This is a genomic window from Pseudomonas sp. TE21394, from assembly GCF_054057835.1.
Map to the genome: position 1 here is coordinate 4,931,865 of NZ_JBSRZR010000001.1, position 13,231 is coordinate 4,945,095.

Genomic DNA, 13,231 nt, shown 5'->3' on the forward strand with positions numbered 1-13,231 from the left:
TGATGAGCACCGAGCCATGACCGATAGAATCCTTTTCACAGAGATCGCCGTCGCCCCCGCCAGCACCCAGCCACGATGCAACGACAGCGGCATTCACACGCGCAGCTTCAGCGGGCTGTACCGCAACCTGCGCATCGGCTTTGCCGGTGCCCTGTTCGTGCTGTTCTTCGGCACCGCCTGGCTGAACTGGGAGGGTCGCCAGGCCGTGCTCTGGGACCTGGGTAACAGCAAGTTCCACATCTTTGCCGCCACCTTCTGGCCGCAGGACTTCATCCTGCTGTCGGCTTTGCTGATCATTTGCGCTTTCGGCCTGTTCGCCATCACTGTGTATGCCGGCCGTGTCTGGTGCGGCTATAGCTGCCCACAAAGCACCTGGACCTGGCTGTTCATGTGGTGCGAAAAGGTCACCGAGGGGGACCGCAACCAGCGCATCAGGCTGGCCGCCGCCCCCTGGAGCCTGAACAAACTGGGCCGCCGCGTGTTGAAGCACAGCCTGTGGTTGGCCATCGGCCTGCTCACCGGCCTGACCTTCGTCGGCTACTTCACGCCGATTCGCCCACTGGCCGCAGAGCTGTTCACCTTGCAACTGGGCGGTGTGGCGCTGTTCTGGGTACTGTTCTTCACCGCCGCCACCTACATCAACGCCGGCCTGCTGCGCGAAGCGGTGTGCCTGCACATGTGCCCCTACGCACGCTTCCAGAGCGTGATGTTCGACAAGGACACCCTGGCAGTCGCCTATGACCCGCGTCGTGGCGAAGCCCGTGGCCCGCGCAAGAAAGGCAGCGACGCCCGCGCCCAGGGCCTGGGGGACTGCATCGATTGCACCTTGTGCGTTCAGGTATGCCCCACCGGCATCGACATCCGTGACGGTCTGCAGATGGCCTGCATCGGTTGCGCGGCATGCATCGACGCCTGTGACGGGGTCATGGACAAGATGGGTTACACCCGTGGCCTGATCGGCTACAAGTCCGAACACAGCCTGCAAGGTGGCAGCACCCACTGGTGGCGCCCGCGCCTGCTGGGTTACGCCAGCGCGCTGATAGTGATGATCGCGGCGCTGGGGCTGGCCTTGCAACTGCGCCCGATGGTATCGCTGGACGTGATCAAGGACCGCGGCCTGTTCCGCGAAAATGCCCAGGGCCAGATCGAGAACATCTACCTGCTCAAGGTCATCAACAAGACCGCGCGTGCCCGGCACTATCAGCTGCGCCTGGTGGACGCTGACGGTTTCAGCTTGCAGGGCAAGAATGCCTTCACTGTCGCGGCCGGCGACATGAGCGAGGTGCCGGTGTCGGTAGCGCTTCTGGCCGAGCGCCCGGCCAGCAGCTCGCAGACGCTTGGCTTCGAAATCAGCGACCGCGACGACCCCGGCATCCGCAGCGTGGCCAACAGCCGCTTCGTCGCGCCGCTGAACCGTTGATCCCTTACACTAGCTCACCTTGCCTGCCAGGCTTCGACAGAAGGCCAGAATGAAACGCTACGAACGCTTTGCCGATGACATTGCCGAACTGATCCGCTCCGGGGTGCTGGGCCCCGGCGAGCGTGTGCCCTCGGTGCGCTATGCCAGCCAGACCCACTGCGTCAGCCCGTCCACCGTGTTCCAGGCCTATTACCTGCTGGAACGGCGCGGCCTGATTCGCGCGCGTCCGCGTTCGGGTTACTTCGTCAATGCCTACGCCCCACGCCAGTTCAGCGAGCCGCAGGCCTTGCAGCCGGTCAGCGAGTCCACCGCTGTCGACGTCAGCGCATTGGTGTTCTCGATCCTCGACTCGATCAAGGACCCGAACACCGTGCCATTCGGCTCGGCGTTCCCCAGCCCCGAGCTGTTCCCGCTGCAACGCCTGTCGCGTTCGCTGGCCAGCGCCAGCCGCAGCATGGACCCGCGCATGGTGGTCACCGACCTGTCTCCGGGCAACCCGCAGCTGCGCCGGCAGATTGCCTTGCGCTACATGGTCGCCGGGCTGATGTTGCCAATGGAAGAACTGCTGATCACCAACGGCGCGCTGGAAGCATTGAACCTTTGCCTGCAGGCGGTCACCCAGCCGGGCGACCTGGTAGCCATCGAGGCGCCGGCCTTCTACGCCTGCCTGCAGGTGCTGGAGCGGCTCAAGCTCAAGGCGGTGGAAATCCCCGTGCATCCACGCGAAGGCATGGACCTGGGCGTACTGGCGCAGACCCTGGAAAAACACCCGGTCAAAGCCGTGTGGTGCATGACCAATTTCCAGAACCCGGTGGGCGCCAGCATGCCGGAAGCGAAAAAGCAGGCGCTGGTGGCGCTGCTGACCCGGCATCAGGTGCCGTTGATCGAAGACGACGTGTATGCCGAGCTGTACTACGCCCAGCAGGCTCTCAGACCGGCCAAGGCCTTCGACAGCGAGGGCCTGGTGATGCACTGTGGTTCGTTCGCCAAGAGCCTGGCGCCCGGCTACCGTATCGGCTGGGTGGCGGCCGGGCGCTTTGCGCAAAAGATCGAGCGCCTGAAGCTGATGACTTCGCTGTGTGCTTCGATGCCGGCCCAGGCCGCCATCGCCGACTACCTGCAGCACGGCGGCTACGACCGTCACCTGCGCAAGCTGCGCTACGCCCTGGAAGGCCAGCAGGCCAACATGCTGGCGGCCATTGCCCGCCACTTTCCGGCGCAGACGCGGGTCAGCCAACCGTCCGGCGGCTACTTCCTGTGGCTGGAACTGCCCGAGCAGATGGATGCCCTGAAGCTGTTCCACATGGCTCTGGCCCAAGGCATCAGCATCGCCCCGGGGCCGATCTTCTCGCCTACCCGGCGCTTCGGCAATTGCATCCGCCTGAACTATGGCAGCCCCTGGCATGAAGATGCCGAACGGGCCATGGAAACGCTGGGACGGATCATCCGTTCGTTCTGATGGCTGAACGTATTGCGCAGCCTGTGCATCAATGCCCGTGATGCCATGCCTCGCGGCGGCCCCTGCAGTCCCTGGGCGAAAGGATTCGCCGCCTGCTGGGGGGTGGCCCGCAGCCACGCTGAGCGGCTATCCGTGTGCGGGTGAACGCGCTACAGTCTGGGCGTTACCTTTTGTCGGATGTCGGCATGCCTCAACGCGAACTGCTCAACCTGCGCCAACAAGTCGAAAACCTGCAACGGCACAATGCGCTGCTGGAAGCACGCCTTTCCAGCCTTCAGGACCACGGCCAGGACTTCTACCGTTCGCTGTTCGACACCATGGACGAAGGTTTCTGCGTCATCGAATTCTTCGACGGCCCGCATGGCCCGCTCAGTGACTATGTGCACGTGCTGGCCAATGCCGCCTACGCCAAACATGCCGGCATTGCCGATGTGGTCGGGCAGAAGCTGCGCGAAATGGTACCCGACGAGGCGGATGATTGGGTGGCACGTTATGGCGCTGTGCTGCGCACGGGCGAACCCCTGCACTTCGAACAGGAACTGGTTGCCACCGGGCGCGTGTTATCCATTACCACGTTCCGCATTGAACCCGCCGAGAAGCGCCAAGTGGCCGTGCTGTTCAAGGACGTCACCGAACGACGACGGGCAGAACAGGCCTTGCAGCGCCTGAACCAGGAGCTCGAGCAACGGGTAAGCACCGCACTGGCAGAACGCAGGCTGTTTGCCGAGTTGGTCGATCACAGCATGGTCAACGTGCACGTGATCGGCAAGGATATGCGCTGGCTGGCTGTGAACCGGCAGGCCAGGCACGATTTCCGGCTTCTGTACGGGCAAACGCCGGAAGTCGGCGATTACATGCCCGGGCTGATCAACCACGACTACACCGAGCAGACGCCGATCCTGCCACTCTGGCAACGCGCGCTGGCGGGCGAGCAGTTCGTCGCGACAGGCGCATTTGGCCAGGCACCCAGGCAACGCCATTACGAGCTGCGCTTCAACGCCCTGCGTGACCATGACGGCGAGATCAAGGGCGCTTATCTGTTCGCCTATGACATCAGTCAACGGGTGCAGGAGCAAGAACGTCTGGCCAAGGCCGAAGAGGCCCTGCGCCAGGCGCAGAAAATGGAAGCGGTAGGCCAGCTCAGCGGCGGCATCGCCCACGACTTCAACAACCTGCTGGGCGGCATCCTAGGGGCCCAGGAGTTGATGCGCCAGCACCTGCGACAGTCGCGCTTCGATAGCCTGGAAGGGTTGCTGGAGCTGTCCAGCGGCTCGGCGCAGCGGGCTTCTTCGCTGGTGCACCGGCTGCTGGCGTTTTCCCGCCAGCAAACCCTGCAACCCTGTGCCACGCAGGTGGCCACGCTGGTGGCAGGCATGGAGGAGCTGCTGTGCCGCACCATCGGCCCGTCCATCAACCTGACCAGCCGCTTTCCCTGCCAGCTGTGGCCAACCTTCATCGATCCACCGCAGCTGGAAAGCGCCCTGCTCAATCTCTGCATCAATGCCCGCGATGCCATGCCCGGCGGTGGCGCGATCGAGATTCACGGCGACAACCTGGTGCTGGACGAGGAGCAGGCCCGCGCAATGGAACTGCCAGCCGGTGAATACGTGCGGCTGAGCGTTACCGACAACGGCAACGGCATGACGCCGGAGGTAGCCGAGCGCGCAGTGGACCCTTTCTTCACCACCAAGCCCATGGGCCAGGGCACTGGCCTGGGCTTGTCGATGACCTACGGCTTCGTGCGCCAATCCGGCGGCCAGCTACGGCTATTGTCGACACTTGGCGAAGGTACCCGCATCGAGTTGCTACTACCGCGCCACCACGAGCAACCTGAAGCGCCGGCCGCCGTGGCAAAGGGCACGCTGCCAGAGCAACGCAGCCCGGACGCGCAGCGTATCCTGCTGATCGAAGACCAGGTCGCCTTGCGCCTGGTGGTCTGCGAAGTGCTGGAGGAGTTGGGTTATCGGGTCGATGCATTCGAGAACGGCCCGTCCGCCCTTGCCCACCTGCAGGACGGCGAGCGTCCAGACCTGCTACTCAGCGACATCGGCCTGCCGGGTGGCCTGAATGGCCGCCAGGTGGCAGAACGTTGCCGCGAGCGCTACCCCGACCTCAAGGTGCTGTTCATCACCGGTTACGACGAAAGCGCAGCGCTCACTGACGGCCAGTTGCTGCACGGTACGCTGGTGCTGACCAAACCGTTCGAGCTGCAAGTGCTGGCCGAACGGGTGCGCATGCTACTGGATGGCTGACCGGCGGGCTCAGCGCCCGCCGCCCAGGTCGATGAAGCTGCCGGTGGAATACGAGGCTTTGTCCGAAAGCAGCCAGAGAATGGCCTCGGCGACTTCCTCAGGGCGCCCGCCACGGCCCATGGGCAAGCCGGATTCAAGCTTGCTGACACGCTCGGGGTCGCCGGAAAGCGCATGGAACCCGGTATGGATATAACCCGGGCGAACGCCATTGACCCGCACGCCCTCGCCTGCTACTTCCTTGGCCAGGCCAATGGTGAAGGTGTCGAGTGCGCCTTTGGAGGCGGCGTAGTCCACGTATTCGTTGGGCGAGCCCAGGCGTGCGGCCACTGACGACACGTTGACGATGGCCCCGCCCTGCCCGCCGTGTCGACGCGCCATGCGCAGCAGGGCGTGCTTGGCGCAGAGCATGGGGCCGACGACGTTGGTTTTCATGACCTTGAGCAAGCGAAACTCGGACATCTCCTCGACCCGGCTCTGCTGGCCGATGGTGCCGGCATTGTTGACCAGCGCGGTGACTGGGCCAAGTGCCTCGTCGACGCGCCGGAACAGCTGTATGACTTCATCCTCGACGCTGGCGTCGGCACGCACGGCAATGGCCTCGGCGCCCAGGGCGCGAACCTGGTTGAGGACATTCTTCGCGGCCTGGTCGTCGGCGTGGTAATTGATGCAGATGCGGTAGCCCTGGCGGGCGGCCAGCAGCGCTGTGGCGGCGCCGATGCCACGGCTGGCACCGGTGATGACGATGACGTTCTCCATGGACTTGCCGAAGGTTGGAAAAGGGAGGTCCGACGATAGGGGAAAACAGACGGTATGGGAACAGCGAAGGGGGTTGGATGGCGCTCGATATCCGCCCCACCCAACGGCACAAGCCAAGCCCCCCGTGTCAATGCCCCGCCGACGCCGGCCCCGCCTTGGCGGTAAAGGGCGGCTTGGCAAACCACACCAGCAGGATCAACCCGGCAAACACCCAGGTCATCAGGGTGAAGTAATCCACTGTCGACATCATGTAGGCCTGGCCGTTGAGCATCTGCTCCAGCTGGGCATAGCTTTGCGGGCTGGCCCCGCCCAGTTGCTCCAGGGTATGCCGTGTCGCCGGGTCGAACTGGCTGATATGTTCGCTCAGGTAGGCATGGTGCTGGTCCGCCCGGCGAATCCAGATCCAGGTCGTCAACGACGCCGCAAAACTCCCGCCCAGGGTCCGCAGGAAGGTCGCCAGCCCGGAGCCATCGGCGATCTGGTGCGGCGGCAGGTCGGACAGCAGGATGCTCAGGGTCGGCATGAAGAACAGTGCCACGCCGATACCCATGAACAGTTGCACCAAGGCCACGTGCTGGAAGTCCACCTCGCTGGTGAACCCGGCGCGCATGTAGCAGCTGGTACCGATCGCCAGAAATGCCAGCCCCGCCAGCACGCGCAGGTCGAAACGGTGCGCGTACTTGCCCACGAACGGCGACATGATCACCGGCAACAGGCCGATCGGCGCCACCGCCAGGCCCGCCCAGGTGGCGGTGTAACCCATCTGCGTCTGCAACCACTGCGGCAGGATCAGGTTGATGCCGAAGAATCCCGCATAGCCGCCGACCAGCACGAGGGTGCCGACCCGGAAGTTGCGGTGCACGAACAGGCGCAGGTTCACCACCGGGTGGCGGTCGGTCAGCTCCCAGATCACGAACACCGCCAGGAACACCAGCGAAACCAGGCTGCCGGTCACGATGAACGACGACTCGAACCAGTCCAGGTCGTTGCCTTTGTCGAGTACTACCTGCAAGGCGCCGACACCAATGATCAGCGTCAGCAGGCCGATATAGTCCATCGGCTGGCGGCTGGTGACCACCGGCCGGCTGCGCATCTGCTGGCGCACCACGGCTGCGGCGAACAGGCCGATGGGCACGTTGATGAAGAAGATCCATGGCCAGCTGTAGCTGTCGGTGATCCAGCCGCCCAGGATCGGCCCGGCAATCGGCGCCACCACCGTCACCATCGCCAGCAATGCCAGGGCCATCCCGCGCTTGGCCGGTGGATACACCGCGATCAGCAACGTCTGGGTCATCGGGTACAACGGCCCGGCCACCACGCCCTGCAGCACGCGAAAACCGACCAGTTCCGGCATCGACTGGGCAATCCCGCAGAGGAACGAGGCCAGCACGAACAGCAGCGTGGCCCAGATGAACAGCTTCACCTCGCCAAACCGTCGGCTGAGCCAGCCGGTGAGGGGCAAGGCGATGGCGTTGCTCACCGCGAACGAAGTGATGACCCAGGTACCCTGCTCGTAGCTCACCCCGAGGTTGCCGGAAATGGTCGGCAGGGCCACGTTGGCAATGGTGGTGTCGAGCACCTGCATGAACGTTGCCAGCGACAGGCCGATGGTAGTCAGCAGCAGGCTCGGCGGGGTGAACTGGGCCGCGGCGGTATTGCTCATCGCTGCGCCGTCTTGCCGGGGGCGCTGTTTTCGTGGATCAGCCGGGCGATCAGGTGGTCGGCTTCGACCAACTGGCGATCATAGACCTGGGTGGTATAGCTGGCCTGCTGGGGTGGCTGCTGAGCCAGTGCCGGGCCGCTCTGGTCATGCAAGTCGACTTCGACCACGGTGGACAGGCCGATACGCAGCGGGTGCTCCTTGAGCTGGTCGGGGCTGAGGTGAATGCGTACCGGCACCCGCTGGACGATCTTGATCCAGTTACCCGTGGCATTCTGCGCTGGCAACAGGGCGAAGGCACTGCCGGTGCCGGCGCCAAGGCTGTCGACCGTGCCGCTGTACTTGACCTCGCTGCCGTACAGGTCGGCGCTGACCTGCACCGGCTGGCCGATGCGCATGTCACGCAACTGGGTTTCCTTGAAGTTGGCATCGATCCACACCTGATCCAGTGGAATCACCGCCATGGTCGCAGTGCCAGGCTGCAGGCGCTGGCCCAGCTGCACGGTACGCTTGGCCACGTAGCCGGTCACCGGCGCGACCAGGGTGGTACGGGCATGGTCGAGGTAAGCCTGGCGCAGGTCGGCAGCGGCCGCCATCACCTCGGGGTGCGAGGACACCACGGTGTCGTCGACCAGTGCACTGCTGGTACTCAGTTGCTGGCGCGCGCTGTTGACCGCGGCCTGGGCCACGCTCAGGTCATCGCGGGCATGGGACAGCTCTTCAGCGGCAATCGCACCGCTGTCGGCCAGCACCTTGCGTCGGTTGAAATCCTGCTGAGCCTTGCGCAGTTCGGCCTGGCGGGTTTGCAGTTGGGCCTTGAGCGAGTCGACGTTGCTGTACAGGCCGCGCACCTGGCGCACGCTGCGCGCCAGCCTGGCTTCGGCGGACTGCAAGGCCACTTCGCTGTCGGCCGGGTCGAATTGCAGCAGCACCTGGCCGGCATGCACCAGGTCGCCGTCATCGGCTCCGATGCTGGTGACCGTACCGCTGACCAGCGGCGTGATTTCCACCACGTTGCCGTTGACGTAGGCATCGTCGGTGCTTTCGTGCCAACGCCCGACCAGGCTATACCAGGCCCAGGCGCCAACAGCGGCCAGGATCACCAGCAACAACAGGCCTAGCAGCCAGGCCTTGCGCTTGCGCGATGACTCGGGTGCTGCGGTGGGAGACGGGGTGTCTACGGAAGTGGCCATGACAGTACCTTGGAAAATGCGTGACAGGGTTCAGCGATCGCCGAAGCGGCGGATCGTCAACGGGTCGCCGGCAGCGAGCAGCACCTTGGCCAACAGGCCCTCCAGAGCCTTGAGTTCTTCGGCGTCCAGCGCGCCGCACAATTCGTTCATGGCGGCGGCGCCGATTTCCGGCAGCCGGTCGGCCAGGCGCTGGCCGTCGGCAGTCAATGCCAGGCGCACCTGGCGACGGTCGTCGGCGCAGCGATTGCGCACGATCAGTTCCTTCTGTTCGAGGCGGTCGAGCATGCGGGTCATCGAACCGCTGTCCAGCCCCAGGTAGCGGCACAATTCGGCCGGGGTATCCACCTGGTACTGGGTGACGATGATCAGCACCTTGAACTGCGCGGCGGTGACGCCCTCGGATTCAAGGTGCCAGTCGAGGATGCGGTCCTTGAGGATCGCCGCGCGGCCAAGCAGCATGCCGATGGCGCAGGTCTGGAAGTTGTCTGGGGTGAAATGGGCCATCAGCGACTGCTCGGGTAAGTGTGTAAAAATATTACTGCTTAGGCAGTGAATGTCAAAGCTTTGATTAGCAGGCTATGAAATATTTCATGCCGGTGCCTGCCCGCCGGTTGCTCCTACAGGGCACGCAGGCCCAACGCCTGCACCGCACCGCAGGCAATGGCAATGCCGACCAGCTCGGCCAGGCTTTGCGCCTGCAAGCGTTTCATCACCCGGCCACGGTACAGGTCAACGGTCTTCACGCTAACGCCCAGCCGCTCGGCAATCTCGCGGTTGTTCAAGCCTTGGGCCAACGGCACGAACACGTCGCGCTCGCGTGGTGTCAGGGCATCGATACGCGCCTGTACCTGAGCCAGTGCCTGGTCGTCCTGGCGCGCCCGCCCGGCCCGTTCCAGCGCGGCCTGCACGCTGTCGAGCAGCAACTGGTCGTTGTACGGCTTTTCGATGAAATCGCAGGCGCCGGTCTTGAACGCCCGCACCACGATCGGCACATCGGCATGGCCACTGACGAAAATCACCGGCAGTGCCAGGCCGCGTTCACGCATCGCCTGCTGCACCGCCAACCCGCCCAGCCCCGGCATGCGCACGTCCAGCAGCACACAGGCAGGCCCGTCATCAACACAGGCGTCAAGAAACGCCTGCCCGCTGGCGAACGGCAGGGCCTGCAAACCTACCGACTGCAGCAGCCACACGGTCGAATCCCGCATGCCCTGGTCGTCATCGACCACATACACTTTCGCTTGCACTGCGCCTCTCCTTATCCCCTGCTGACCACCAGACGGCAGCACAGCACCAGCCCACCCTTGTCACCGGCCCGCGCCCACAGGCTGCCGCCAAAGCCTTCGATCAGGCTGCGACTCATGCTCAACCCCAGGCCCAGGCCATCGGCCTTGCTGGTGGTGAACGGCGTGAAGATTTCATCCAGTTGCCCGGGGGCTACGCCCGGCCCCTGGTCGGCCACTTCCACCAGCACGCCGTCGCCATCGCGCGCGGCGCTCAGCAGGATACGCGACGGCCGCTCGCCGTGCTGCTCGCGGTTGGCCTCGATGGCGTTGCGCAGCAGGTTGAGCAGCACTTGCTCCAGCAATACCCGGTCGGCGTACACCGAGGGCAGTTGCGCGCTCATGCGCAGTTCCACCAGCACCTGGTCGCGCGCAGCTTCCCAGGCACACAGGCGCATGGCTTCACCGGCCACCTCGGCCACGTCCAGCGCCTGCAGGCGGCGCGGCCCCTTGCGCAGGAAGGCGCGCAGACGGCGGATCACTTCGGCGGCATGGGTGGCTTGCTCGCTGATGCGCTGCAGGCCCTGCCCGACCCGCTCGCACGCCTGCGGATCGTGCGCCACACCCTGCAGGTAGCGCTGGCTGGCATTGGCATAGTTGACCACGGCGGCCAGCGGCTGGTTGATCTCGTGGGCGATACCTGAAGCCAGCTCGCCCAAGGTGGCCAAGCGGGCACTGTGCGCCAGGCTCTCCTGGGCCTCGATACGCAAGGTGATGTCGCGGGACACGCTGACCACCTCCACCACCGCGCCGGTGTAGGTTTCGCGGATCGCCCGGCTGGCAATCTCGAACCAGCGGTAGCCGCCTGCGGCCAAGCGCACCCGGCAGGTCATGGTGTGGTAACCATCCTGGTCCAGGGCCGCCGCGGCCTGACGCAGCACCTGGCGGCGTTCGCGCGGGTGCAGCAGGCTGTGTACGGCCATGCCGCGCAATTGCTCGGGCCACAGGCCGAGCAGGCGGAATGCCGCCGGCGAGGCATCGAGAAAACGGCCATCAGGGCTGTGCCGGGAAATGAGGTCGGTGGTGTTCTCGATGATCAGCCGGTACAGGCGCCGGGCGCGGCTGGCCTCGCGCGCACCGTGGCGCTCGTCACTGGCATCGCGACAACGCGCCAGCACTTGCTGGCGCTGATCGTCAGGGATGAAGTTCCACAACACGATGCGCTCGCCGACCTGCACCTCGACGTCGGCAATTGCCCGGTGCTGGCGCAGGCAGGCGCGCACCAAGGCGGCACAGTTGGCCGGCAGCCAGTTGGCCAGTGCGGGGCCGTCATCGAGCCACGCCTGCATTGCCGGGTTGAGCGCCAGCGGCCTGGCATCACCCGCCAGCATCAGGCTGGGCTGGGGGTCCTTGGCGAGCAATGGGTAGGCGGTCTTGTTCACAGTGAACGGCTCGTTGCTCTAGTAGTTCTACTATATTGCTATAGTCTATATTCCTAATACCATAGCGACTCGCGTAAAAATGCGGCAAGGGTAGCGGTCTAACATTCCGCCACCCTGCACCCTGAACAGAGCTAACAATCAGCCACCGGGGGTCCAGCGCACTGGCTGCGCCTGCCTCCCTTACAGGACTACTGCATGTCGATCTATGCCCAGGGCCTGATGCCCGCAGCCGTCAACCATGTCGCCCTCACCCCGCTGAGTTTCATCGAGCGCACCGCTGCCGTTTACGGCAACTACCCCGCAGTGATTCACGGAGCCATCCGCCGCAACTGGCAGGAAACCTACCAGCGCTGCCGACGCCTGGCCAGCGCCCTGGTAGGCCGGGGTATCGGTCGCGGCGATACCGTGGCGGTGATGTTGCCGAACATTCCGGCCATGCTCGAGGCCCACTTTGGCGTGCCTATGACCGGCGCCGTGCTCAACACCCTGAACGTTCGCCTGGACGCAGAGGCCATCGCCTTCATGCTGCAACATGGCGAGGCCAAGGTGCTGATTACCGACCGCGAGTTCCACACGGTCATCGAGGCTGCCCTGGCCTTGCTCGAACACCCGCCACTGGTGGTGGATGTGGATGACCCGGAGTACGGCGAAGGCCGTGCGCTCAGCGCACTGGACTACGAGGCATTCCTCGCCGAAGGCGACCCGGAATTTGCCTGGCAATGGCCCGACGACGAGTGGCAGGCGATTTCGCTCAACTACACCTCCGGCACCACCGGCAACCCCAAGGGCGTGGTCTATCACCACCGTGGCGCCTACCTGAATGCCCTGGGCAACCAGATGACCTGGGCCATGGGGCATCGCCCGGTGTACCTGTGGACCCTGCCGATGTTCCACTGCAACGGCTGGTGCTACCCATGGACCATCACCGCGCTGGCCGGCGCCCACGTTTTCCTGCGCCGGGTCGACCCGCAGAAAATCCTCAACCTGATCCGCGAACACCGGGTCAGCCACCTGTGCGGTGCGCCGATCGTGCTCAACGCGCTGGTCAACATGCCCGAGGCGGCCAAGGCGGCCATCGAGCACCCGGTGCAGGCCATGGTCGCCGGCGCCGCACCACCTGCCAAGGTCATCGGTGCCGTGGAGGAAATGGGCATACGGGTGACACACACTTATGGCCTGACCGAAGTCTATGGCCCGGTGACCGTGTGTGCCTGGCATGACGAATGGGACCAACTTGCGCTCGAAGACCGCGCGCGGATCAAGTCACGCCAGGGCGTGCGCTACCCGACCCTCGACGGCTTGATGGTCGCCGACCCGCAGACCCTCGAGCCGGTACCGCGCGACGGCAATACCTTGGGCGAGATCTTCATGCGCGGCAACACCGTGATGAAGGGCTACCTGAAAAACCCCGAGGCGACCGCGGAAGCCTTCCGTGGCGGCTGGTTCCACACCGGCGACCTGGCCGTGTGGCATGCCGACGGCTATGTCGAGATCAAGGACCGGCTGAAGGACATCATCATCTCCGGCGGCGAGAACATCTCCACCATCGAGGTCGAGGACGCCCTGTACAAGCACCCCGCCGTGCTGGAAGCCGCGGTAGTGGCACGCCCGGACGAAAAATGGGGCGAAACCCCATGCGCCTTCATCGCCCTCAAGCCCGGCCGCGAAGACACTCGCGAAGCCGACATCACCGGCTGGTGCCGCGAGCACCTGGCCGGGTTCAAGGTGCCGAAGACCGTGGTGTTCGGCGAACTGCCGAAAACCTCCACCGGCAAGATCCAGAAGTACGTGCTGCGCGACCGGGCCAAGGCCCTCTGAAACCCTGG

General features: G+C 64.8%; 10 protein-coding genes. 4 read left to right on the forward strand and 6 right to left on the reverse strand.

All coding sequences use genetic code 11. From position 1 onward, the window contains the following. Positions 1 to 16 precede the first annotated feature (16 nt). The 3 genes from ccoG (at position 17) to ACVWZT_RS22650 (ending at position 5,131) form a co-directional block, all read left to right on the forward strand. Positions 17 to 1,420: a cytochrome c oxidase accessory protein CcoG gene (ccoG, locus tag ACVWZT_RS22640; RefSeq protein ID WP_457471528.1), complete on the forward strand. Its 1,404-nt coding sequence runs from the start codon at positions 17 to 19 to the stop codon at positions 1,418 to 1,420. 49 nt (positions 1,421 to 1,469) lie between these two features. Continuing rightward, positions 1,470 to 2,879 carry a GntR family transcriptional regulator MpaR gene (mapR, locus tag ACVWZT_RS22645; protein ID WP_457471530.1) on the forward strand — a complete coding sequence of 470 codons (1,410 nt, stop codon included), beginning with the start codon at positions 1,470 to 1,472 and terminating at the stop codon, positions 2,877 to 2,879. Positions 2,880 to 3,064: 185 nt separating this feature from the next. Then, on the forward strand, positions 3,065 to 5,131 hold the full coding sequence (locus tag ACVWZT_RS22650; protein ID WP_457471531.1) for a PAS domain-containing protein: 2,067 nt from the start codon (positions 3,065 to 3,067) through the stop codon (positions 5,129 to 5,131). Between the two features lie 9 nt (positions 5,132 to 5,140). Here ACVWZT_RS22650 and ACVWZT_RS22655 read toward each other — a convergent pair whose 3' ends face one another. The 6 genes from ACVWZT_RS22655 to ACVWZT_RS22680 all read right to left on the reverse strand — a co-directional run bounded on the left by ACVWZT_RS22655 (position 5,141) and on the right by ACVWZT_RS22680 (position 11,405). Continuing rightward, positions 5,141 to 5,887 carry an SDR family oxidoreductase gene (locus ACVWZT_RS22655; protein WP_296232102.1) on the reverse strand — a complete coding sequence of 249 codons (747 nt, stop codon included), beginning with the start codon at positions 5,885 to 5,887 and terminating at the stop codon, positions 5,141 to 5,143. A 127-nt stretch (positions 5,888 to 6,014) separates the two neighbouring features. Continuing rightward, positions 6,015 to 7,550 carry a DHA2 family efflux MFS transporter permease subunit gene (locus tag ACVWZT_RS22660; protein ID WP_296232101.1) on the reverse strand — a complete coding sequence of 512 codons (1,536 nt, stop codon included), beginning with the start codon at positions 7,548 to 7,550 and terminating at the stop codon, positions 6,015 to 6,017. Continuing rightward, on the reverse strand, positions 7,547 to 8,740 hold the full coding sequence (locus tag ACVWZT_RS22665; RefSeq protein WP_296232100.1) for an HlyD family secretion protein: 1,194 nt from the start codon (positions 8,738 to 8,740) through the stop codon (positions 7,547 to 7,549). The genes ACVWZT_RS22660 and ACVWZT_RS22665 overlap by 4 nt, the downstream gene beginning before the upstream one ends. A 30-nt stretch (positions 8,741 to 8,770) precedes the next feature. Further along, positions 8,771 to 9,244 carry a MarR family winged helix-turn-helix transcriptional regulator gene (locus tag ACVWZT_RS22670; protein WP_225777527.1) on the reverse strand — a complete coding sequence of 158 codons (474 nt, stop codon included), beginning with the start codon at positions 9,242 to 9,244 and terminating at the stop codon, positions 8,771 to 8,773. 113 nt (positions 9,245 to 9,357) lie between these two features. Next, positions 9,358 to 9,987 (reverse strand): response regulator transcription factor, encoded by a 630-nt coding sequence (locus ACVWZT_RS22675; RefSeq protein WP_296232097.1) that lies wholly within the window; start codon positions 9,985 to 9,987, stop codon positions 9,358 to 9,360. Positions 9,988 to 9,998: 11 nt separating this feature from the next. Next, the gene (locus ACVWZT_RS22680) at positions 9,999 to 11,405 is read right to left on the reverse strand and encodes a sensor histidine kinase (RefSeq protein ID WP_457471533.1); all 1,407 of its coding nucleotides are present in this window, start codon (positions 11,403 to 11,405) and stop codon (positions 9,999 to 10,001) included. Positions 11,406 to 11,600: 195 nt separating this feature from the next. Here ACVWZT_RS22680 and ACVWZT_RS22685 point away from each other — a divergent pair, with 195 nt between their 5' ends. Beyond that, the gene (locus ACVWZT_RS22685; RefSeq protein WP_457471534.1) at positions 11,601 to 13,223 is read left to right on the forward strand and encodes an acyl-CoA synthetase; all 1,623 of its coding nucleotides are present in this window, start codon (positions 11,601 to 11,603) and stop codon (positions 13,221 to 13,223) included. The last annotated feature ends 8 nt before the right edge of the window (positions 13,224 to 13,231 follow it).

Bases quoted from the DNA above. Each gene is read 5' to 3' on its own strand.
- ccoG (WP_457471528.1), top strand. From the start codon at position 17: ATGACCGATAGAATCCTTTTCACAGAGATCGCCGTCGCCCCCGCCAGC.
- mapR (WP_457471530.1), top strand. From the start codon at position 1,470: ATGAAACGCTACGAACGCTTTGCCGATGACATTGCCGAACTGATCCGC.
- ACVWZT_RS22650 (WP_457471531.1), top strand. From the start codon at position 3,065: ATGCCTCAACGCGAACTGCTCAACCTGCGCCAACAAGTCGAAAACCTG.
- ACVWZT_RS22655 (WP_296232102.1), bottom strand. From the start codon at position 5,887: ATGGAGAACGTCATCGTCATCACCGGTGCCAGCCGTGGCATCGGCGCC.
- ACVWZT_RS22660 (WP_296232101.1), bottom strand. From the start codon at position 7,550: ATGAGCAATACCGCCGCGGCCCAGTTCACCCCGCCGAGCCTGCTGCTG.
- ACVWZT_RS22665 (WP_296232100.1), bottom strand. From the start codon at position 8,740: ATGGCCACTTCCGTAGACACCCCGTCTCCCACCGCAGCACCCGAGTCA.
- ACVWZT_RS22670 (WP_225777527.1), bottom strand. From the start codon at position 9,244: ATGGCCCATTTCACCCCAGACAACTTCCAGACCTGCGCCATCGGCATG.
- ACVWZT_RS22685 (WP_457471534.1), top strand. From the start codon at position 11,601: ATGTCGATCTATGCCCAGGGCCTGATGCCCGCAGCCGTCAACCATGTC.